This window comes from Streptomyces sp. NPDC107581 (assembly GCF_055657175.1).
In genome coordinates this window covers 511,148-531,162 of the sequence record NZ_JBVKBH010000004.1, presented here as the reverse complement: position 1 = coordinate 531,162, position 20,015 = coordinate 511,148, and the positions used below count along the sequence as shown (strand labels likewise).

Below are 20,015 nucleotides of genomic sequence, written 5' to 3'. Positions count from 1 at the left end.
GCCGGCCGTACCGCGCCCGGCAGGCGAGCCGCGCAGTCCGACGGCCGATTCGGCGGACTACCGGCCGTACCGCGTCTGGCAGGGCGAGTCGCGCAGTCCGACGGCTGCCTGGCCGGACCGCCGGCCGTACCGCGTGCGGCAGGGCCGCCCAGACCGGCGTGACTCAGCCGGTCGCCAGCAGCACCGTGCCCACCAGGGCGAGCCCCGCGCCGGCGGCCTGGATCCCGCGCAGCCGTTCGCTGAGGAAGCCGCGTGCGGCCAGTGCCGTGACCACCGGGTAGAGCGAGGCGAGCACCGCCGCGACGGTGACCGGGCCGTGCTGGGCGGCGACCGCGTAGGTGCCGTTGGCCGCCACGTCGGCGAGGCCGACGAAGGCCAGCGCCGGCAGCGCGGTCCGCGGGAGACCGCCCTCCGGCAGGGCGGGGGCGCCCCGCAGGATCGACGCGTACAGCGCCGTACCGCCCGCGGCGACGCTCGTCACACGCTGGACGAACAGCGACAGGAAGAGGCCGTTGACGGTGGTCGATGCCTCCGTGATCAGCGCGAAGACCGTGCCGAAGCCCAGCGCCGCGACCAGCGTGAGCAGGATCGTCAGCCGCTGCACGGGCGCGCCGCGCAGCTGTGGGCCGCCCGCGAGGACGACTCCGGTGACGGCGACGGCGATGCCCGCGACCTGCAGGGCTCCCGGACGCTCGCCCAGGACCAGTCCCACGCCGACCGGGACGGCCAAGCTGAGCGTGGCCAGCGGGGAGACCACGCCCATCGGGCCCAGTGCGAGGGCCTTGTAGAAGCAGAAGACGGCCAGCGGACCGGCCAGGCCCGCCGCCACCGCGAACCACAGCCGCGGACCGGCCTCGCTCCAGCCGCCGGTCGCGACCACGACCGCGCCGAGCACAGCCGCGGCGATCGCCTGTGACAGGACCACCACCGTCAGCGCGGGCGTGCGGCGCGTCAGCAGCCCGCCGCCGAAGTCGGCAAGGCCCCACAGAAGACTGGTGGTCAGCGCGAAGAATGCTGTCACGGGCCGCCTCGCAGTACAGTGCAGTGAACAAGTAGGTGCACCACAGCATAGTCCTGCAAGATGGACTTGGTAATTCAATATAGTGAACCCTCATGGATGTGATGTGTCGGACCTCGACCTGCTGACCCAGTCCCTGGCGCGCAACGTCAAACGCTGGCGTACCGAGCGCGGCTTCACCCTGGACACGCTGGCCGCCCGAGCGGGGGTCAGCCGCGGCATGCTCATCCAGATCGAGCAGGCCCGCACCAACCCCAGCATCGGCACCGTGGTGAAGATCGGCGACGCGCTCGGCATCAGCGTCACCACGCTGCTCGACTACGAACAGGGCCCCACGGTCCGCATCGTCCCCGCCGAACAGGCCGTACGGCTGTGGCACACGGAGGCGGGGAGCTACAACCGGCTCCTGGCCGGCACCGAGGCGCCCGGCCCGCTGGAGATGTGGGACTGGCGCCTGATGCCCGGCGACCGCAGCCCGTCCGACCCGCATCCGGCCGGCACCGTGGAACTCGTCCATGTCACCGCGGGTGAACTGACCCTCACCGTGGACGGCGTGAAGCATCTCGTCCCGACGGGCGCGAGCGCCTCCTTCGAGGCCAACACCCCGCACACGTACGGCAATGAAGGGGACGTCCCGATGGAGATGGTCATGGCCGTCTCGGTCCCGCCCGTGCGCTGAACGCCCGCCGGACGCCCACCGCGCGGACCGTTCGCCGGCTGTTAGCGTGCGGCCATGCGCGCGCCCATCGGAGACTTCGACACCGCCGTCCCCGCCCCGGACTGCCTCGACGAGCTGACCGCTCCGGTCGCCGACGCCGTACGCCACTGGCAGGGCGGCGTCCCCGCCGACCGGATCGTCTACGTCGACACCGACCCCCGCTGGGCCGACACGGCCGTCTTCGTGGAGCACTACGGCCGCGACCTGCTCGAGCGCTCGGCCAACTGCGTGGTGGTGGCGGGCAGACGGGGCGGCGGGACCACGTTCGCCGCGTGCGTGGTGCTCTCCACCACCCGGGTCGACGTCAATGGCGTGGTGCGCCGCCGGCTCGGCGCTCGCAAGGCCTCGTTCGCCGCGATGGACACCGCGACCGGGGAGACCGGCATGGAGTACGGCGGCATCACCCCGCTCGGACTGCCCGCCGACTGGCCGGTCCTGGTGGACACGGCCGTGGCCGACCTGCCCTACGTCCTGGTCGGCAGCGGCCGCCGGCGCGGCAAGCTGCTGGTACCGGGCAAGGCGCTCGCGGAGCTGCCCGGCGCGGTGGTCCTGGAGGGACTCGGGGTCGCCTAGGCCGCTCTTCGGGATCAGGCCGTCGGACGGAGTGCCGGATCAGGCCGTCGGACGGTGCGCCGGATCAGGGCGGTCGGACGGAGTGTCGGATCAGGCCGTCGGACGGTGCGCCGGATCAGGGCGGTCGGACGGAGTGCCGGATCAGGCCGTCGGACGGAGTGCCGGATCAGGCCGTCCGATGCCGCGCCGGGTCAGGCCGTCAGATGGTGCGCCAGGGCCAGATGCGGGTCCGTCCCGCCGGGCACCGGTGCCGGGTCGGCGTGCACCAGGGCGGCCGTGAGTCTCGGGACGGCATGCAGCAGGGCGTGTTCGGCCTCGACGGCGATCGCGTGCGCCTGGCGGACCGTCGCCTCGCCGTCCACCACGACCGCCAGCTCGGCGCGCAGCCGGTGACCGATCCACCGCAGCCGCAGTTCGCCCACCCCGCGCACGCCGGGCACCGCCCGCACCGCCCGCTCGGCCTCGTCCACCAGGGCCGGGTCCACGGCGTCCAGCACCCGCCGGAACACCTCCCGCGCCGCGTCCCGCAGAACCAGCACGATCGCCGCGGTGATCGCCAACCCCACGATCGGATCGACCAGTTGCCGGCCCAGGGCCGCACCTGCGGCCCCCAGCAGCACGGCCAGTGAGGCGAACCCGTCCGTCCGGGCGTGCAGTCCGTCGGCGACCAGCGCGGCCGAGCCGATCTCCCGGCCCACCCGGATCCGGTAGCGGGCCACCCACTCGTTGCCCGCGAACCCCACCAGCGCGGCCGCCGCGACCGCCGGCACATGCTCGACCGGGCGCGGATCGAGCAGCCGTCCGACGGCCACCCAGGCCGCGAACGCGGCGGAGGCGGTGATGGTCAGCACGATCGCGAGCCCCGCGAGGTCCTCGGCGCGCCCGTAGCCGTAGGTGAACCGCCGCGTCGCCGCACGCCGGCCCAGCACGAAGGCGATGCCCAGCGGTACGGCCGTCAGGGCGTCCGCCGCGTTGTGCACGGTGTCCCCGAGCAGCGCCACCGACCCGGACACGGCGACCACCGCCGCCTGCAGCAGCGCGGTCACCCCGAGCACGGTCAGCGACACCCACAGCGCGCGCATGCCCCGCGCCGAGGACTCCAGGGCGGGGTCGACCTTGTCGGCGGTCGCGTGCGAGTGGGGCGTCAGGAGATGGGTGAGGCGGTGGCGCAGACCGGGGGAGGCGTGGGCGTGGGGGCGCGCATGCTCGTGGGCATGGTCGTGGCCGTGCCCCGGGCTGTGGGCATGGCCCGGGTCGTGGGCATGGCCCGCGTCGTGGCTGTGAGCATGGTCGTGGCCGTGGGGTTCCTGGCCAGGTCCGTGCGGGTGCCCGTCGCTCACGTGGATCCCCTTCCGGGTGCGGGTGTGGACGCACCGCGCCCACGGATCCATTATGTGCGTATGAGCGCACGCATGCACCTATCACCTGCGCACCATGCGCAGCCGCGCACCCCCGGCGACGATCAGTTCGCGGTCGCCGCCGAGCTCCTCGCCCTGCTCGGCGACCGTACCCGCCTCACCCTGCTGTACGCCCTGACGGCGGGCGAGGCCGACGTCACCACGCTCACCGAGGCATGCGGCGCCGCTCGGCCCGCCGTCAGCCAGCACCTGGCCCGGCTGCGTCTCGCGGGCCTGGTGAACACCCGCAAGGAGGGCCGCCGCGTGGTCTACTCACTGCGCGACGGCCATCTGCGCCGCCTGGTCGAGGAGGCGCTGAAGGTGGCCGATCACCGCCTCGCCGAGCGGACCACCGCGGCGGAACGCTGAGCCGCTCCCGCAGGGCCGGCATTCTCGTCCGCACCCGCCGGCCGCGTCCGCCGGTGCCGGGCCCGGGGGCGCCTCGCGCGCCGTCGCTGAGCGCCGCGAGGGCCTGACGGCGGCACGTGAGCCGGCCTCCGCGCTCTCAGAACGCGGCGGACGCGCCCAGGTACTGCGACGCGCCCAGGTACTGAGACGCGCCCAGGTACTGCTCGGCGAAGGCCGCCGCCGCGGCGGGCGAGGTGAACAGGCGCCGCAGCCGGGCGAGCGTGGTGCCCGCCCGGAACGGGTCGCCCGAGGCGACACCGTGATAGATGTCCGACAGCCACTGCGAGAACTCCTGGTAGTCCCACACCCGCCGCAAGGACGCCTCCGAGTAGCCCTCCAGGCCGCTTTCGTCGCCCCGGGTGACGTACGCGACGAGCGCGTCGCCGAGCAGGAAGGCGTCGTGCAGGGCGAGGTTCATGCCCTTCGCCGCGATCGGTGCCGTGAGGTGACCGGCGTCCCCCGCAAGCAACAGCCGCCCGTGGGCGAGGGGTTCGACGACGTAATGGTGCATGTCCAGCACCCGTTTCTCGATCAGCCGGCCCTCCGTCAGCGGCGGTGCCCCGTCCGCGCCGAGCCGGGTCCGCAGCTCGGCCCAGACCCGCTCGTGCGGCCAGTTCTCCGGATCGTCGCCGGGCGGACACTGCAGGTAGTAGCGGGTGACCTCGGGGCTGCGGGCCATGTGCCCGGCGAAACCGTGCGGATGGACACCGAAGAGCACGCAGTCGGAGGAGGGCGGGGCCTCGGCGAGCAGTGCCAGCCAGCCGATGCCGTCGTCCTGCCGGGCGATCCGCATCCGCCGGGGCGGTATCGCCTCCCGCGTCACGCCGCGCGCGCCGTCGCAGCCCGCGACGAAGTCGCAGCGCAGCAGCCGTCGTTCACCCGTCCGCGGACACCGGTACGACACCGCCGGCCGGTCCGAGTCCAGGTCGTGCAGCCGTACGTCCCGTACGCCGAAGCGGATGTCGCCGCCGCGCACGTCGGCGTACTCCCGCACCAGGTCCGTCACCAGCAGCGGCTGCGGGTGGACGAAGTGGTGCCGGCCCGTCAGGTCGCCGTAGGGGAGCCGGTACCGTTCGCCGCCGAAGCGGAACTCGCATGTGTCGTGCACCTGGGCCCGCTCCAGCAGGTGCGCCGCCAGGCCCCGCCGGTCGAGTTCGCGCACGGCCCATTCCTCGATGACGCCCGCTCTCGGACGGGTCTCGATGAACTGCCTGCTCTCGGTCTCCAGGACCACGCAGTCGACGGATGCGGCCCGCAGGAGGGCGCCGATGGTGAGCCCGGCGGGCCCGGCGCCCACGACGACGACCGTACGGCGTTCCTCGGGCGCGGAACCGGTGTGGGGGGAAGGGGAGATCACCCCCGCATTATGGGAGATCGCCGTCCTGGCATGACGGTGTCCCGTCGGCCGCGGCGGAAGTGCCGCGGCCGACGGGACACCCGGAGGGGTTCGGGGTCAGTGCGCCGGAGCGTCGGTGACCACGACCTCCTCGATGCTGCGCTCGATCGCCTCGGGCTGCGAGGCGGTGGCCTTGGCCCAGTAGTAGATGCCGAGCGAGAAGACCGCCACGACCAGGATGTCCCAGTACAGCGGGATGGTGCCGTCGCCGCCGAAGGTGCTCAGGTAGGAGATCACGCCGAGGCCCGCCAGGTACGCGGGCAGCCACTGCGCGGCCTTGAAGTCCAGCCGGGGCGCGTCGGGCAGGTCCTTGCGGATCGCGTACCAGGCGTAGGAGCCGAGCAGCACGTAGCCGATCAGGATCGCGGCGCCGAGGCGCCACAGGGTGTCCCAGCCGGACCAGAAGATGATCAGGTTGGCGACCACGAACGACAGGGGCGAGACGAACTTGCCGAAGGGCAGACGGTACGGGCGCTCGTGGTGCGGCAGACGGTCGGCGAAGACGCCGTACGCCAGCGGCGCGCCCGCGTACATCAGGACGCTCGCCGAGGTGATGAAGCTGACCAGCTCCTGCCAGCTGGGGAACGGCAGGAAGCAGATCACACCGGTCACGAACGAGACCACGAGGCCGAACCACGGCACGCCGCGCGAGTCCGTCTTGGCGAACAGCTTCGGCGCGTAGCCGTTCTTGGCCAGGCCGTAGGAGATGCGGGAGGTGGCCGTGGTGTAGATCAGGCCGGTGCCGCCGGGGGAGATGATCGCGTCGGCGTAGAGGACGAAGCTCAGCCAGCCGATGCCCACCAGCGTGGCCAGACCCGCCCAGGGGCCGCTGATGCCGGGGAAGTCGAGCTTGCCCCAGCCGTGCGCGAAGGAGCTGTGCGGCAGCGCGACGATGAACACGACCTGGAGCAGGATGTAGATCACCGAGCCGATCGCGACCGATCCGAGGGTCGCGCGGGGCAGGTCACGCTTCGGGTTGCGGCTCTCGCCGGCCAGCTGGATCGCCTGCTCGAAGCCGAGCAGCGCGAAGATGATGCCGCTGGAGCTGATCGCGCCGAGGATGCCCTTGGCGCCGAACGGGGCGAAGCCCTCGGACGTGAAGTTGCCCGGGTGGAAGTTGCCGATGGCGATGACGAAGATCGCGACGAGCGGGACGGCGATCTTCCACCAGGTGGCGGCGCTGTTGGTGTGCGCCAGGACTCGGACGCCGAGGAAGTTGACCGCGACGAAGACCGCCATCAGGACGACCGCGGTGATGATGCCGCTGGCCGTGAGCGTGCCGTTGGCGCGCTGCAGCCCGTCGGCCCAGCTCCAGTGCTTGGCGTAGCCGATCATGGCCTCGACCTCGATCGGTGCCACGGTGGCCGCCTGGAGCCAGGAGAACCAGCCGAACGACATGCCGGCCAGGCCGCCGAACGCGTAGTGCGGGTAGCGGGCCGTGCCGCCGGCCACGGGGAACATGCCGCCGAGCTCGGCGTGCACCAGCGCCAGCAGCACGATGGCCACCGCGCCGATCACCCACGAGATGATCGCCGCGGGACCGGCCACCACGACCGCCTTCTCGGCACCGAACAGCCAGCCGGAGCCGATGATGGAGCCCACGGAGGCCCACATCAGACCGATCAGGCCGACGTCGCGGCGCAGGCCGCCGGCCTGGACCGTGTCCATAGGCGCTGCATGGTCGACTTTCGCCATGTCAAGTGGCCTCTCAGATCGTAAACGCGGAATTAACGGGGAAGGAGGCCACAGGCTAGGAACGCTTTCCGCATCGGCAAAAGGCTACTTACCAAATCTTGACCCAGGATCTTGTCCGTCTTGGGGACAGACTTCGCACAGGTCAGACGCCTAGTCGAATGTCAATATTCAGCGGAGGATTGTGATGAAGGAGGAGTAACACTAGGTCAAGAGGGGAATTTCGATCGCCGGGCACCGGTCCATGACCATCTCAAGACCCGCTGCCCGGGTCCGCGCCCAGGCAACCTCGTCGACGACACCGAGCTGGAACCAGACCGCCCCGGCCCCCTTCGCGACGGCCTCGTCGGCCACCGCTCCGGCCAGCGAGCCGTTGACGAAGACGTCGACCACGTCCACCTCGAACGGGATGTCCGCGAGAGAGGCGTAGCCGCGCTCGCCGTGCACCGTCTCCGCCTTCGGATGCACGGGCACGATCCGTTTGCCGTAGCGCTGCAGCACCTGCGCCACGCCGTACGCGGCCCGGCTGCGGTTGGCGGACAGGCCGACCACGGCCCAGGTGTCACCCAGCTCGGTCAGGATCTTGCGGATGGTCTCTTCGTCGCCGTACACGGCCGCCTCCTCGGGCTGAGCGGGGGAACTCCCGTCGGGGCAACAGTGCCCGTCAGCTGCGGATTCCCGCCCCGGCGGCCCGCCACGGTGTCCGGAATCGGCGCAAGGTGCCTGCGTACGGCCGCTCGCGCGCCTACGCTCGGGCCGTGCTGCACATCCTCGACGCCCGAACCGGTGAGCCCGCCTCCGCCGCGCCCGCCCGCCGCGGCCTGACCCGCATCGAGGCCTACGCCTCGGGCCTCGACCTGACCGCCCTGCGTGTGCTGCTCACCGCCGACCTGCTGGTCCGCGCCCTGGAACTCGGCGGCACCCCCGTCTGGACCATCCTCACCGCGCCCCACCGGCACGCGGAGCTGCGCACCGCCGCGACGACCCTGGCCATCCGCCCCTTCGAGGACGGCCGCGACCTCGCATCCGGGCTGGGCGAGGCCCAGGTGATCCACGTCGTGGCGGAGAGCACCGAGGACCCCCCTGGCGAGGGTCCCCTGCTGGCCGTCGCCCCGGTGGCCTGGGCGGCCGCGGAGCCGCCCGACCCACTCGATCTCCCGGTCCTCCTCTCCGACCCCACCTCCCTGCGCCTCGCCCTCCTCTCCGTGCCGCGGAACACGGCGGTACGGCTGGACGACGGCCGGCTCGAGGAGGCCGCGCAGGCCCTGGCCCACTGGCGGCGCGCCGTCGCCGGATGGGCGCGGCAGCCCTCGCGGCCGGTGCCCGACGAGGTCCGGGCGCGTCTGCGGTCGGCCTGGGAGGACGATCTGGATCTGCCCGGGGTGCTGGACGTGCTGCGGGATGTGGAGCGTGCGCCGGGGCTGCCCGACGGGGCCCGGTTCGAGACGTACGTCTACGCGGACCGCCTGCTCGCCCTCGACCTCGCCCGTGACCTCGGCAGGTTCGCATGATCGAGCGTGCGGGTGCGGGCCCGCTGCGCCGGCTGGTCGTCCTGCGGCACGCCAAGTCGGCCTGGCCCGAGAACGTCGAGGACCACCGGCGTCCGCTGGCACCGCGCGGCCTGCGGGACGCCCCGGCGGTCGGCCGCGCCCTCGCCGAGGGCGACTGCCTGCCCGACCTCGCCCTGTGCTCCACCGCCGTGCGAGCCCGCCGTACCTGGGAGCTGGCCTCCGGCCAGTGGGGCACTCCGCCGCCGGTGCGCTACGACCGGAGGCTGTACGCGGCCGACGCGAGCGACCTCCTGGACGTCGTGCACGAGACGCCGCGCGAGGTGGAGACGCTGCTGCTCGTCGGCCACAACCCGGCTCTGGAGGAGCTGATCGTGGAGCTGGCCGGGGACGGACTGGACGACACGCTCGACCGGGTGCGGGTGAAGTTCCCGACCTCCGCGATCGCCGTGCTGGCCTGGCGCGGCACCGGCTGGCCGGCCCTCGCCCCCGGCACGGCCCTGCTGACGTCGTTCACCGTGCCGCGCGGAAGGAAGACGCAGGACCAGGAGTAGCGGAAGGAAGGCGCAGGACCAGGAGTAGCGGAAGGAAGGCGCAGGACCAGGAGTAGCGGAAGGAAGGCGCAGGACCAGGAGTAGCGGAAGAGCAGGAGCACGGGAGCAGAAGAAGAGGGGAGCGGCACGGAGGGCTCGCGCCGCTCCGCATAGGCTGGCGTGATGCAGGACGAGTACCGCACAGTGGCCCGCGCGGGCGTGCACGAGACCGAGATCAACCGCTCCCGCTTCCTGTGCGCCCTCGCCCCGGCGGCCACCGAACAGGAGGCCCAGGAGTTCATCGCCTCCGTCCGCAAGGAGCATGCCGACGCCTCCCACAACTGCTGGGCGTACGTCATCGGCGCCCAGGCGGCCGTGCAGAAGGCCGGCGACGACGGCGAGCCGGGCGGCACGGCGGGCGTCCCGATGCTCCAGATGCTGCTGCGCCGCGACATGCGGTACGTCGTCGCCGTCGTCACCCGCTACTACGGCGGGGTCAAGCTGGGCGCCGGCGGGCTCATCAGGGCCTACGGCGGAGCGGTCGGCGAGGCCCTGGACGAGCTGGGCACGCTCACCCGGCGCCGGTTCCGGCTGGCCACGGTGACCGTCGACCACCAGCGCGCGGGCAAGGTCCAGAACGACCTGCGCTCCACCGGACGTGAGGTCCGGGACGTCCGCTACGGCGAGGCCGTCACCATCGAGATCGGCCTGCCGGACGCCGACGTGGACGCCTTCCGTGCGTGGCTCGCCGATGTGACGGCGGGCACGGCCGGCTTCGAACTGGGCGGAGAAGCCTACGGAGATGCATGACTTTTTTCGTTAAACGGGCATAACGGGCTCCTGGTGGGCGGGTCATGACGGGCTGGTACGGGCGTAACCGCCCGTGATGTCAGACCCGGCCGTTAGTCTCGGGGATCATGAGACTCCTGCACACGTCCGACTGGCATCTCGGCCGGGCCTTCCACCGGGTGAGCATGCTCGGGGCCCAGGCCGAGTTCATCGGTCACCTCGTCACCACCGTGCGCGAGCGCGCGGTGGACGCCGTGGTCGTGTCGGGAGACGTGTACGACCGCGCGGTGCCCCCGCTCGCCGCGGTCGAGCTGTTCGACGACGCCCTGCAGCGCCTCGCGGACCTCGGCGTGCCGACCGTGATGATCTCGGGCAACCACGACTCGGCCCGCCGGCTCGGCGTCGGCGCCAGACTCATCGACCGCGCGGGCATCCATCTGCGCACCGAGCCGTCCGCCGTCGGCACCCCGGTCGTACTGCCGGACGCCCACGGCGACGTGGCCTTCTACGGTCTGCCGTACCTTGAGCCCGCCCTGGTCAGGGACGAGTTCGCGGTGGAGAGGGCGGGGCACGAGGCCGTGCTCGCCGCCGCCATGGACCGGGTCCGTGCCGACCTCGCCACCCGCGCCCGGGGCACCCGCTCCGTCGTCCTCGCCCACGCCTTCGTCACCGGCGGCCGGGCCAGCGACAGCGAGCGGGACATCACCGTCGGCGGCGTGGCCGCCGTGCCGGCCGCCGTCTTCGACGGCGTCGACTACGTGGCGCTGGGGCATCTGCACGGCTGCCAGACGCTCACCGACCGGGTGCGCTACGCCGGCTCCCCGCTCGCGTACTCCTTCTCCGAGGCCGACCACCACAAGAGCATGTGGCTCGTCGACCTGGACGCCGACGGCTCCGTCACCGCCGAGCGCGTCAGCTGCCCGGTGCCCCGCCCGCTGGCCCGCGTCCGGGGCACCCTCGACGACCTCCTCGGCGATCCCGGACTGGCCCGCCACGAGGACGCCTGGGTCGAGGCCACGCTCACCGACCCCGTCCGCCCCGCCGACCCCATGGCCCGGCTCACCGAGCGCTTCCCGCACGTCCTCAGCCTGGTCTTCGCCCCCGAGCGGACCCCGGACGATCCCCAGGTGTCGTACGCCCGACGGCTCGCGGGCCGCAGCGACCAGCAGGTCGCCCAGGACTTCGTGGCCCATGTGCGCGGCGCCGGACCGGACCTCAGGGAGACGGCCGTGCTCGGCGAGGCCTTCGACGCGGTGCGCGCCGACGCCGTCGTGCGGGAGGTGGCGCGGTGAGGCTGCACCGGCTCGACATCACCGCCTTCGGGCCCTTCGGCGCGACGCAGACGGTCGACTTCGACACCCTGTCCGCCGCCGGACTGTTCCTGCTGCACGGCCCCACCGGCGCCGGCAAGACCTCCGTCCTGGACGCCGTCTGCTACGCCCTCTACGGCTCCGTCCCCGGCGCCCGCCAGAGCAGCCAGGGCGTGAATCTGCGCAGCGACCACGCCGAGGCGGGCACCCGCACCGCGGTCCGGCTCGAACTCACCGTCGCGGGGCGGCGGCTGGAGATCACCCGGCAGCCGCCGTGGGAGCGGCCCAAGCTGCGGGGCAAGGGCACGACGGTCGACAAGGCCCAGACCTGGCTGCGCGAGTACGACGCCCCGGCCGGCACCTGGAAGGATCTCAGCCGCTCCCACCAGGAGATCGGCGAGGAGATCACCCAGCTGCTGGGCATGAGCCGCGAGCAGTTCTGCCAGGTCGTCCTGCTGCCCCAGGGCGACTTCGCCCGCTTCCTGCGCGCCGACGCCGAGGCCCGCGGCCGCCTGCTGGGCCGGCTCTTCGACACCCAGCGCTTCGCCGACGTCGAGAAGCGGCTCGCCGAGCGCCGGCGCACGACCGAGGCCCGGGTGCGGGAAGGCGACGCCACACTTCTCGCGGACGCCCACCGCATGCAGCAGGAGGCGGGCGACGCCATGGAGCTGCCCGAGCTGAGCCCCGGCGAGCCGGGCCTGGCCGAGACCGTCCTGGAGGCCGCCGCCGTCGCCCGCAGCACCGCCCGCGAACGCCTCACCGTTGCCCACTGCCTCCTGAGCACCGCCGAGTCCGCCCACGCCACGGCTCGGCACGCCCTGGGCGACCTACGTGAACTCGCCCGCCTGCAGGACCGGTTCGCCGAGGCGCGTCGGCGCGCCGAACTCCTTCAGGAGCGGGCCGGCGCGCACCACGAGGCACAGCGGCGCATGGAGCGCGCCCGCAAGGCGGAGACCGTGGCACCCGCCCTGGAGCTGCGGGACGCCGTCGAGACCGAGCACCACAGGGCCGCCGAGAGCGAGGCACGCGCGCGCGGGACGCTCCCCGACACTTTCGCCGACGCCGGCCCCGCGGGCCTCGCGGCCGCCGCGCGCACCGCCGCCGAGCAGCTGGGCGGCCTGGAATCGGCCCGGCGCGCCGAACGGCGGCTCGCCGAACTGGTCGACGAGCGGGCCGGACTGGAGCGGCAGGAACGCGCCGACGAGGACGTACTGCGCGAGGCCGAGGCCTGGCTCGCCGACTGGGACACCACACGCGCGGCCCTGCAGACCCGTATCGAGTCCGCCCAGGAGGCAGCCACCCGCGCCGAACAGCTCTCCGTCCAGCGCGAACCCGCGCGGCGGCGCCTCAACGCCGCCCGCACCCGCGACGAGTTGGCCGCCGACCTGGAAGAGGCGCGGCGCCGTGCGCTCGCCTCCGGACAGCGGGCACTGGACGCGCGCACCCACTGGCTCGACCTCAGGGAACAGCGCCTGAACGGCATCGCCGCCGAACTGGCGGCCCACCTCACCGACGGCGATCCCTGCGCCGTCTGCGGAGCCACCGAACATCCCGCGCCCGCCCGCAAGGTCGCCGGACACGTCGACCGCGAGGCCGAGGAGCGCGCGCTCGCCGCCTGCCGGCGGGCCGACGAACAGCACACAGAGGACGAGCGCCGTCTCGGCGTCGTACGCGAGGCCCTGGCCGCCGCCACCGCCGAGGCCGGCGACACTCCGACAGCCCGGCTCGCCGCCGAGGCCGACACACTGGAACAGGGGTACGCGCGCGCCCGCCGCGACGCCTCGGCCCTGCACACGGCCCACGAGGAGCTGCGCAGGGCCGAGCACGAGCGCGAGCGGCGCCTGGCCGACCGCCAGCAGGCCGCCCTGCGGACCGCCTCCCGGCTCACCCGCCGCGAGAGCCTGGAGCACGAACGGACAGCCCTGGAGGACGAGCTGGCACAGGCGCGCGGAGCCGCCGACAGCGTGGCCGCCCGGGCCGCACAGCTGGAGCGGCAGACGGCGCTGCTCACCGACGCCGCCGATGCCGCGCGCGCCGCCGAGGACGCGGCCCAGCGGCTCAAGGACGCCGACGCCCGTCTCGCCGACGCCGCCTACCGCGCGGGCTTCGACACCCCGCAGGCCGCGGCCGCCGCCCTCCTGGACGACGCCGCCCACCGCGAGCTGCAACACCGCCTGGACGACCGGCAGTCGGAGGAAGCCGCCGTACGGGCCGTCCTGGCCGAGGCCGACACCGCGGCCGCCGCCCAGCAGCCGCCCGCCGAGCTGGCCACGGCGGAGCGGACCGCGGCCGAGGCGGAGCGGCGCCTGCGCACGGCGGCCTCCGCGCGCGACGCGGCCGCCCGCTGCTGCACCGAACTGGACCGGCTCTCCGCCCGCGCCACCGAAGGCGTACGCCTCCTCGCCCCACTGCGCGAGGAGTACGACCGGGTGGCCCGCCTGGCCGCCCTCACCGCGGGCACCTCGGCCGACAACGAACGCAAGATGCGCCTGGAGTCGTATGTCCTGGCGGCCCGTCTGGAACAGGTCGCGGCCGCCGCCACGGTGCGTCTGCAGCGCATGTCCTCCGGCCGCTACACCCTCGTCCACTCGGACGACCGCAGCGGCCGCGGCCGCAGCGGTCTCGGGCTGCATGTCGTGGACGCCTGGACCGGCCGCGAGCGGGACACGGCCACCCTGTCCGGCGGCGAGACCTTCTTCGCCTCGCTCGCCCTCGCCCTCGGCCTGGCCGACGTCGTCACCGACGAGGCCGGAGGCGTCCGGCTGGACACCCTCTTCATCGACGAGGGCTTCGGCAGCCTCGACGACCAGACCCTCGACGAGGTCCTCGACGTCCTCGACTCCCTGCGCGAACGCGACCGCAGCGTAGGCATCGTCAGCCATGTCGCGGACCTCCGCCGGCGGATCCACGCACAGTTGGAGGTGGTGAAGGAGAGAACGGGGTCCGCCCTGCGCCTCCGGGGTGCCGGGTGAGGTCAGTGGCCCAGTGGCCGTCGGGGCAGGGGCGAGGAGTACACCACGCTGGTGGTCACCGAACCCAGGGCGCCGATCCTCCCCGATATCTCTTCCAGGTGAGGCATGGACCGCGCGGCCACCTTGATGACGAAGCAGTCGTCGCCGGTCACATGGTGCGCCTCCAGGATCTCCGGGGTCGCGGCCACCAGGTCGTGGAACGGCTTGTAGTTGCCGTTCGGGTACCTCAGGCGCACAAACGCGAGGATCGACAGGCCCAGGCGCTCGGGGTCCACGACCGCCGCATAGCCCTGGATGACGCCGGCCTCCTCCAGGCGGCGCACCCGCTCGGTCACCGCGCTCGGTGACATCGCGACGGCGCGCGCCAGCTCGGCGTAGCTGGCGCGTCCGTCCCGCTGGAGGACATCGAGGATGCGCCAGTCGGTGGCGTCCGGGGAATACGCGGTCATCCTGGATGAATAGCAGGGGGATCCCCGGCCGATCAAGGGGAAGGCCGGGGATCGTGCCTTCCGGGGACAGGTCCGGGGTCATAGATTTTCAGCCATGACCACCGACACCCTGAACCCCGTCCTGCGCGTCGCCCCCGCCGCGCCCGCCGAAGCCGCCGCCCACTTCCGGGCGAGCCTCGCCTTCCACGCCGACGTCTCCGACGTGGCCGCCTCGCTCGCGGCCGGGGGCGACCCCGGCTTCGTCCTGGTCGACTCCCGCTCCACCGAGAGCTGGGACCAGGGGCACATCCCCGGCGCGCTGCACCTGCCGACCGCACTCGTCCCCGAACAGGCCGAGCAGTTCCTCGACAAGTCCGTGCCGGTGGTGACGTACTGCTGGGGTCCCGGCTGCAACGGCGCCACGCGCGCCGCCCTCGCCCTGGCCGAACTCGGCTACCGGGTCAAGGAGATGCTCGGCGGCTTCGAGTACTGGGTCCGGGAGGGCTTCGGGTACGAGACCGGGCAGGGGCCCGCGCACCGGGAAGCCGATCCGCTGACCGCCCCCGTGGAAGGCGCGTGCGGCTGCTGACTCCCGTCCGTGTAGGTTCTGCCCATGGCTCGATACGCGGATCCGGGCGCGCTGGAGTGGGTGGAGTCGGGCGGCGGCCCGCTGATAGCGGTGCCCGAGACGGTGCTGCCGTTCTGGTCGGGCGCCGACAGCGAGGAACTCGCCACGGACTACGACCGGGCCTGCGAGGTCGACGGCTACGTCGGCCTGCTCCCGGTCGGCGACAGCGTGGCCCTCGTCTTCGGTGACGAACCGGCCGCCACCTCCTACCTGCCCGCCCACGGAACCTTCGTGCGCTGGTCCGCCGCGCATTCCGAGGAGGAACTGCTGGCCCTGGTGCCCGCCGCACTCGACGCGGCCGTGTGGGAGCCCGAGATCCGCTGGGAGGTGCCCGGCCCGGTGGTGCTGTTCGACTCGGCCTGGCCGGGCGCCGCCGCCGACAGCGAAGAACACCTGAGAGTCGCGCTGGAACCGGGCCCGTACGCGGTGCGCGCCGCGTACGCCCGGCCGGGACCGGAGACCTGGGTCGGCCTGGTCCGGCTCAGACGGCTCGCCCGCTGACCCGGCCGCGGACGGGGGTGCCCCGGCGCACGCTCCGTCCGCGCGGTGAAGAGGTCAACGCAGCCCGTCGAACGCGATGTTCAGATGCCGCGGGCCGCGCAGCACCGCGTTCTTCCGGTAGGGCGGCGGGTCCTCCACCAGACGGGGATTCTCCAGCCGCCGGGCCAGTGCGGACAGGGCGAGCTGGGCCTCCTGGCGGGCCAGCGGAGCGCCGAAGCAGCTGTGGATACCGCTGCCGAAGCCGAGGTGCTGGATGTCGTCGCGGTCCGGGTCGAACCGGTCGGGGTCCTTGAACCGCTCCGGGTCCCGGTTGCCCGCGGCGAGCACGAGCCAGATCCGCGCCCCCTTGGGAATGGTGACACCGCGCACCTCGATGTCGGTGATGCAGGTGCGCTGGGGGAGGAGCTGCACGGGCGGCTCGTAGCGCAGCAGCTCCTCGACGATCTTGACGGAAAGGCCCGGGTCGTCGCGCAGCCGTTCCAGGTACGCGGGGTGGCGCAGCAGCGTGAGCATGCCGTTGGTGATCAGGTTGACCGTGGTCTCGTGACCCGCGATGAGCAGCAGCACGGAGGTGGCGAGCAGCTCCATCGTCGTCATGGCGCCGTCCGGACCGTGGCTGGTCACCAGGTCGGAGAGCATGTCGTCACGCGGCTCCTTGGTGCGCTGCTCGGCCAGCCCGGCGAGGTACATGCCCAGCTGCATCCGCGACTCCTGCGCGGTCCGCAGGAACTCGGCGTCGCCGCTCTGGCGCGTCTCCGGGTCCAGGGCGGCGACGATCGGGTCCACCCAGGCACGGAAGCGCGGCTCGTCCTCGCGCGGCACCCCGAGCACCCGGCAGATCGCGGTGACCGGGAAGGGGTAGGCGAACTGGTCGACCAGGTCGATCTGGTGCGCGTCCCCGAAACCGTCGATCAGACCGTCGACGACCCGTCCGAGGTCGTCGCGCATGGACTCGATGCGGTGGGGCCGGTGCGGCGGACCGAAGGAGCTGTTGGCGATCCGGCGCAGCCGGTCGTGCTCCGGCGGGTCGAGCCGGATGAAGCTCGGCGGCAGTCCGGTCTGCTCCGGGTCGGTCAGCTCGTCGGGGCCCGCGGCGGTGAGATTGGTGGCGTCCGAGCTGATCCGCGGGTCGTGGAGCAGGCCCTCGATGTCCCAGTACGAGCTGATGGCGTACGGGCCGTCCTCCTCCTCGTGCAGCACCGGCGTCTTGCGGAGCTCCTCGTACAGCGGATACGGGTTGGCGCGATTCGCGAAGTCGGTGATCTGGCCCAGGAGCGAGGCGTGCGTCATGAGGGGTCCTTGGGGCGTGGAGGTCCGTCGGGTGGAGGGCGGTGGCCGGTGCCGGTCAGTGGCCCGGGGTGAAGACCAGCTGCCGGTCGGTCGGTGAGTAGCCGCTGAGGGTCACGGTCGGGCCGTGGGTCGGCAGGGACGGGTCGGGGAAGTCGGCCGGGACCGGCTTGCGGCCCTCGGGACGGCGGTCCACGGTCGGGTACTCCACCGGGAACGGCGCACCCCGCTCGATCTCCCGCTGGTAGAACTCCAGCCACCGGGTGTTGTCGAAGCTCACGGCGGCGACGATGCGGCCCTTGTAGCCGTAGACGCCGACGAACCGGCGCTCGGCGAGCGAGCCCTGCGTGATCATCAGCTCCTCGCCCATGGGCGGGACGCCGACCGACTTGATGTTCACGCCGAACATCGACGACCAGAAGGCGGGCACCCACAGGTGCGGCCGGCGCTCGCTGCTGGGGCTGATCATGTTGTGCGCGGCGACCTCGGCCTGGGCCACGGCGTTGCCCCAGTGCTCCAGCGAGAGGAACTGGTAGCCGAACAGCGCGTGCGGGGACCGCGCGACGTCACCCGCGACGAAGACGTCGTCGGTGACGATGCCCCGGAAGTCGAAGGCCCGGCAGCCCGCGTCGCAGGCGACGCCGCGGGGGCCCGCGCCGATCCCCGACCCCTTCAGCCATTCGGTGTTGCGCTGCGAACCCAGCGAGACGACCACCACGTCCGCTTCGACGATGCTCTCGTCGGACAGATGGACGGCCCGCACCCTGCCGACCGAGTCGCCCTCCAGCGAGGTCACCATGACCCGGGTGCGCAGATCCACGCCGTTCTCGGTCTGCAGGTCGGCGGCGACCTCGCCGATGACCCCGCCGAGGGCGCCCACCAGCGGGCCACCGGCCCGCTCCGCCACCGTGACCTGGATGCCCATCTCCCGGCAGGCCGAGGCCACCTCCGAACCGGCGAATCCGGCGCCGATGATGAACACCCTGCGGGGCCCGGCCTTCAGCCGCTGGAGCAGCCCGGCCGCGTCGTCGCGGGTGCGCAGCAGGAAGACGCCGTCCAGCCGCGCCTCCGTCTCCTTCGGCCAGGGCCGGGCGCGCACCCCGGTCGCGATGAGCAGCCGGTCGAACTCCACCTCGTCGCCGTCGGCGAGCCGTACCCGCTTGGCCGTCAGGTCGAGTCCGGTCGCCGCGACACCGAGCCGCCACTTCGCGTCGATCTCCCGGCGGTGGGGCAGCTCGGTGTGGTGCGGCGAGGCCTTGCCCAGCAGGACGCCCTTGGACAGCGGCGGGCGGTCGTAGGGCTCGTACGGCTCGTCACCGATCAGCGTGAGTTCACCGCCGAAACCCTCCGCGCGCAGGGTCTCGGCGGCCCGCAGACCGGCCAGCGAGGCGCCCACGATCACGATCCGGCCCTCGCGCCGGAGCCACTCAAGGTAGTCAGTGACCATCGGAGGCCTCCCGGCCGGATGCGGCACCGTCTCCCGTGCCGTCCAGCCCGTCCGCGGTGATCGCCTGCACCGGGCAGGCGGCGACGGCGCGCGCCAGCCGCTCCCGCTGTTCCTCCTCGGCCCGCGGGTTGTAGATCAGCGACTCCTCGCCGTGCATCGCGAAGACGTCGGGCGCGAGGAACGCGCACTGGGCGTATCCCTGACATTTGTTGAGATCGACGACGAGCCTCATCGACGCTCCGCCCTTCCGGTGGCCAGGTCCGGTGCGTACCACCACGTTTCGCGCGGGCATCCCCGGACGGCGGTCATGTCCCGTTCGCCAGCATGGGAGCGGCGACGGGGCCGCGCGCGCGGGGGCACGCCGTTCGGGTGAGCGGCCGCGCGGCCGCGCTCCGGCGGGCGCCGGTCCGGTCATTCCGGCGCGGCAGCCCGTGATCCGGCGCGATGGCCGGCCACGAGGATGTGGACGCTGAGCACCAGCGACCAGGCGGGGAAGACCAGCTCCGCCCAGGGGACGTTCGACGAGACGAAGAGCAGCGTCAGGGCGGTGAGGTAGCCCAGGAAGGTCAGCCAGCGCGGCAGCACGCCGAGACGGTGTCCGATCACCGACATCGAGGACACGAAGACGGCCGCCATCCGCATCGCGTATCCCGTCATCAGCGTGTACGCGAGATGCCGGCCGAAGTCCCAGGCGGACGGCACGGGCGTGCCACCGGAGGGGTGCGCGAGCGCGAGTACGGCGGCGGCCGCCGCGGCCGCCCCGTACATCGTGGCGGTGAAGACGACGCCGCTGCCGAGGAAGACGGTGGCGAGGAATCTGTCCTCGGCCGCCCCGACGTGGGCCCGTACGGCGCCGATGAACCACAGGAAGAAGATGCCGGCGAACGGTACCAGCGCGAGGGCGGTCTGCACCGCGCTGCGCCGCCCGGGGTTCGTGAACCCCTGGACGGTGACCGCGTCGGCCCCTTCGGGAATCCCCAGCCGGATCAGTACGATCGCCGCGGCCAGCAGCAGCGCGAAGACGACTCCGGCCAGCCCCGCGGCGCGCGGGGTCTCCAGCGCCTCCTGCCCCGGCCCCTTTCCCTGCATGCCCGGCCCGCCTCCTCCGCATCGCCCCCGTACACCAGCAAGCCGCTTGCCCACCCCGCCCGCCACCGGGAGACGGCCGTACGGCCGAGCGCCGAGCGGGGCGGCTGTGCGGGGCGTGTGCGGGGCGGCTGTGCGGGCGTGTGCGGGGTGGCTGCGTGGGGTGGCCGTGCCGGGCGTGCGCGGGGTGCCCGGGGCGTATGCGGAGCGCGTGGGGTCTGTGGGGCGCGCTGTCCTGTCCTGTGCGCCGGACGACCCGGCCCGGCTCATCGCGTGGCCGACCACCGACAAGCCGGGCCGGGTCACCGGCCAGGTCATCAACTC

Annotated in this window: 20 protein-coding genes; 10 read left to right on the top strand and 10 right to left on the bottom strand. The window is 73.1% G+C overall.

Features of this window, described 5'->3' with window-relative positions:
- Positions 1 to 163: 163 nt before the first annotated feature.
- Complete coding sequence (locus tag ACZ7P3_RS12450) at positions 164 to 1,021, bottom strand: EamA family transporter (RefSeq protein WP_472080856.1); 858 nt, start codon at positions 1,019 to 1,021, stop codon at positions 164 to 166.
- A gap of 103 nt (positions 1,022 to 1,124) precedes the next feature.
- Here ACZ7P3_RS12450 and ACZ7P3_RS12445 point away from each other — a divergent pair, with 103 nt between their 5' ends.
- Both ACZ7P3_RS12445 and ACZ7P3_RS12440 read left to right on the top strand, forming a co-directional pair.
- Complete coding sequence (locus ACZ7P3_RS12445; protein ID WP_472080855.1) at positions 1,125 to 1,697, top strand: helix-turn-helix domain-containing protein; 573 nt, start codon at positions 1,125 to 1,127, stop codon at positions 1,695 to 1,697.
- Positions 1,698 to 1,751: 54 nt separating this feature from the next.
- Positions 1,752 to 2,309, top strand: a complete 558-nt coding sequence (locus tag ACZ7P3_RS12440) for a YbaK/EbsC family protein (RefSeq protein ID WP_472080854.1) — start codon at positions 1,752 to 1,754, stop codon at positions 2,307 to 2,309.
- A gap of 191 nt (positions 2,310 to 2,500) precedes the next feature.
- On the opposite strand, the gene ACZ7P3_RS12435 is transcribed toward ACZ7P3_RS12440, so the two are convergent.
- Complete coding sequence (locus ACZ7P3_RS12435; RefSeq protein ID WP_472080853.1) at positions 2,501 to 3,649, bottom strand: cation diffusion facilitator family transporter; 1,149 nt, start codon at positions 3,647 to 3,649, stop codon at positions 2,501 to 2,503.
- A 60-nt stretch (positions 3,650 to 3,709) separates the two neighbouring features.
- On the opposite strand from ACZ7P3_RS12435, the gene ACZ7P3_RS12430 reads away from it, so the two are divergent.
- Positions 3,710 to 4,075, top strand: coding sequence for an ArsR/SmtB family transcription factor (locus ACZ7P3_RS12430; RefSeq protein ID WP_472080852.1), 366 nt, complete (start codon positions 3,710 to 3,712; stop codon positions 4,073 to 4,075).
- A 136-nt stretch (positions 4,076 to 4,211) separates the two neighbouring features.
- Here the strand turns inward: ACZ7P3_RS12430 and ACZ7P3_RS12425 are convergent, their stop codons facing one another.
- The 3 genes from ACZ7P3_RS12425 to ACZ7P3_RS12415 form a co-directional block, all read right to left on the bottom strand.
- Complete coding sequence (locus ACZ7P3_RS12425; protein ID WP_472080851.1) at positions 4,212 to 5,471, bottom strand: 4-hydroxybenzoate 3-monooxygenase; 1,260 nt, start codon at positions 5,469 to 5,471, stop codon at positions 4,212 to 4,214.
- A gap of 96 nt (positions 5,472 to 5,567) precedes the next feature.
- Positions 5,568 to 7,178, bottom strand: a complete 1,611-nt coding sequence (locus ACZ7P3_RS12420) for an APC family permease (RefSeq protein ID WP_472080850.1) — start codon at positions 7,176 to 7,178, stop codon at positions 5,568 to 5,570.
- Positions 7,179 to 7,406: 228 nt separating this feature from the next.
- Positions 7,407 to 7,814 (bottom strand): CoA-binding protein, encoded by a 408-nt coding sequence (locus ACZ7P3_RS12415; protein WP_472080849.1) that lies wholly within the window; start codon positions 7,812 to 7,814, stop codon positions 7,407 to 7,409.
- Between the two features lie 146 nt (positions 7,815 to 7,960).
- Between ACZ7P3_RS12415 and ACZ7P3_RS12410 the strand changes: the two genes are divergently transcribed.
- From ACZ7P3_RS12410 to ACZ7P3_RS12390, 5 genes are all read left to right on the top strand, one after another.
- On the top strand, positions 7,961 to 8,713 hold the full coding sequence (locus ACZ7P3_RS12410; RefSeq protein WP_472080848.1) for a hypothetical protein: 753 nt from the start codon (positions 7,961 to 7,963) through the stop codon (positions 8,711 to 8,713).
- Complete coding sequence (locus ACZ7P3_RS12405) at positions 8,710 to 9,264, top strand: SixA phosphatase family protein (RefSeq protein ID WP_472080847.1); 555 nt, start codon at positions 8,710 to 8,712, stop codon at positions 9,262 to 9,264. The genes ACZ7P3_RS12410 and ACZ7P3_RS12405 overlap by 4 nt, the downstream gene beginning before the upstream one ends.
- Positions 9,265 to 9,426: 162 nt before the next feature.
- Entirely contained in the window at positions 9,427 to 10,053 is a 627-nt protein-coding gene (locus ACZ7P3_RS12400; protein ID WP_472080846.1) for a YigZ family protein, read from the top strand.
- Between the two features lie 107 nt (positions 10,054 to 10,160).
- Positions 10,161 to 11,324: an exonuclease SbcCD subunit D gene (locus tag ACZ7P3_RS12395; protein WP_472080845.1), complete on the top strand. Its 1,164-nt coding sequence runs from the start codon at positions 10,161 to 10,163 to the stop codon at positions 11,322 to 11,324.
- Complete coding sequence (locus ACZ7P3_RS12390; protein WP_472080844.1) at positions 11,321 to 14,314, top strand: AAA family ATPase; 2,994 nt, start codon at positions 11,321 to 11,323, stop codon at positions 14,312 to 14,314. The genes ACZ7P3_RS12395 and ACZ7P3_RS12390 overlap by 4 nt, the downstream gene beginning before the upstream one ends.
- Before the next feature lie 2 nt (positions 14,315 to 14,316).
- Here the strand turns inward: ACZ7P3_RS12390 and ACZ7P3_RS12385 are convergent, their stop codons facing one another.
- Positions 14,317 to 14,763, bottom strand: coding sequence for an Lrp/AsnC family transcriptional regulator (locus ACZ7P3_RS12385; protein WP_472080843.1), 447 nt, complete (start codon positions 14,761 to 14,763; stop codon positions 14,317 to 14,319).
- Positions 14,764 to 14,857: 94 nt separating this feature from the next.
- Between ACZ7P3_RS12385 and ACZ7P3_RS12380 the strand changes: the two genes are divergently transcribed.
- Together ACZ7P3_RS12380 and ACZ7P3_RS12375 are read left to right on the top strand one after the other, a co-directional pair.
- Positions 14,858 to 15,331 carry a rhodanese-like domain-containing protein gene (locus ACZ7P3_RS12380; protein ID WP_472080842.1) on the top strand — a complete coding sequence of 158 codons (474 nt, stop codon included), beginning with the start codon at positions 14,858 to 14,860 and terminating at the stop codon, positions 15,329 to 15,331.
- Positions 15,332 to 15,355: 24 nt separating this feature from the next.
- Positions 15,356 to 15,871 (top strand): immunity 21 family protein, encoded by a 516-nt coding sequence (locus ACZ7P3_RS12375; protein WP_472080841.1) that lies wholly within the window; start codon positions 15,356 to 15,358, stop codon positions 15,869 to 15,871.
- Between the two features lie 54 nt (positions 15,872 to 15,925).
- Here ACZ7P3_RS12375 and ACZ7P3_RS12370 read toward each other — a convergent pair whose 3' ends face one another.
- The 4 genes from ACZ7P3_RS12370 to ACZ7P3_RS12355 form a co-directional block, all read right to left on the bottom strand.
- Positions 15,926 to 17,161 carry a cytochrome P450 gene (locus tag ACZ7P3_RS12370; RefSeq protein WP_472080840.1) on the bottom strand — a complete coding sequence of 412 codons (1,236 nt, stop codon included), beginning with the start codon at positions 17,159 to 17,161 and terminating at the stop codon, positions 15,926 to 15,928.
- Positions 17,162 to 17,216: 55 nt separating this feature from the next.
- Positions 17,217 to 18,605, bottom strand: a complete 1,389-nt coding sequence (locus tag ACZ7P3_RS12365) for an NAD(P)/FAD-dependent oxidoreductase (RefSeq protein WP_472080839.1) — start codon at positions 18,603 to 18,605, stop codon at positions 17,217 to 17,219.
- Positions 18,595 to 18,837 carry a ferredoxin gene (locus ACZ7P3_RS12360; protein ID WP_472080838.1) on the bottom strand — a complete coding sequence of 81 codons (243 nt, stop codon included), beginning with the start codon at positions 18,835 to 18,837 and terminating at the stop codon, positions 18,595 to 18,597. Before ACZ7P3_RS12360 ends, ACZ7P3_RS12365 begins: the two co-directional genes overlap by 11 nt.
- 179 nt (positions 18,838 to 19,016) lie before the next feature.
- A complete protein-coding gene (locus tag ACZ7P3_RS12355; protein ID WP_472080837.1) occupies positions 19,017 to 19,694 on the bottom strand; it encodes a hypothetical protein in 678 nt (225 codons plus the stop codon).
- Between the last annotated feature and the right edge of the window lie 321 nt (positions 19,695 to 20,015).

Bases quoted from the DNA above. Each gene is read 5' to 3' on its own strand.
- ACZ7P3_RS12355 (WP_472080837.1), bottom strand. From the start codon at position 19,694: ATGCAGGGAAAGGGGCCGGGGCAGGAGGCGCTGGAGACCCCGCGCGCC.
- ACZ7P3_RS12430 (WP_472080852.1), top strand. From the start codon at position 3,710: ATGAGCGCACGCATGCACCTATCACCTGCGCACCATGCGCAGCCGCGC.
- ACZ7P3_RS12440 (WP_472080854.1), top strand. From the start codon at position 1,752: ATGCGCGCGCCCATCGGAGACTTCGACACCGCCGTCCCCGCCCCGGAC.
- ACZ7P3_RS12380 (WP_472080842.1), top strand. From the start codon at position 14,858: ATGACCACCGACACCCTGAACCCCGTCCTGCGCGTCGCCCCCGCCGCG.
- ACZ7P3_RS12370 (WP_472080840.1), bottom strand. From the start codon at position 17,161: ATGACGCACGCCTCGCTCCTGGGCCAGATCACCGACTTCGCGAATCGC.
- ACZ7P3_RS12400 (WP_472080846.1), top strand. From the start codon at position 9,427: ATGCAGGACGAGTACCGCACAGTGGCCCGCGCGGGCGTGCACGAGACC.
- ACZ7P3_RS12420 (WP_472080850.1), bottom strand. From the start codon at position 7,178: ATGGACACGGTCCAGGCCGGCGGCCTGCGCCGCGACGTCGGCCTGATC.
- ACZ7P3_RS12360 (WP_472080838.1), bottom strand. From the start codon at position 18,837: ATGAGGCTCGTCGTCGATCTCAACAAATGTCAGGGATACGCCCAGTGC.
- ACZ7P3_RS12405 (WP_472080847.1), top strand. From the start codon at position 8,710: ATGATCGAGCGTGCGGGTGCGGGCCCGCTGCGCCGGCTGGTCGTCCTG.
- ACZ7P3_RS12375 (WP_472080841.1), top strand. From the start codon at position 15,356: ATGGCTCGATACGCGGATCCGGGCGCGCTGGAGTGGGTGGAGTCGGGC.
- ACZ7P3_RS12385 (WP_472080843.1), bottom strand. From the start codon at position 14,763: ATGACCGCGTATTCCCCGGACGCCACCGACTGGCGCATCCTCGATGTC.
- ACZ7P3_RS12365 (WP_472080839.1), bottom strand. From the start codon at position 18,605: ATGGTCACTGACTACCTTGAGTGGCTCCGGCGCGAGGGCCGGATCGTG.
- ACZ7P3_RS12395 (WP_472080845.1), top strand. From the start codon at position 10,161: ATGAGACTCCTGCACACGTCCGACTGGCATCTCGGCCGGGCCTTCCAC.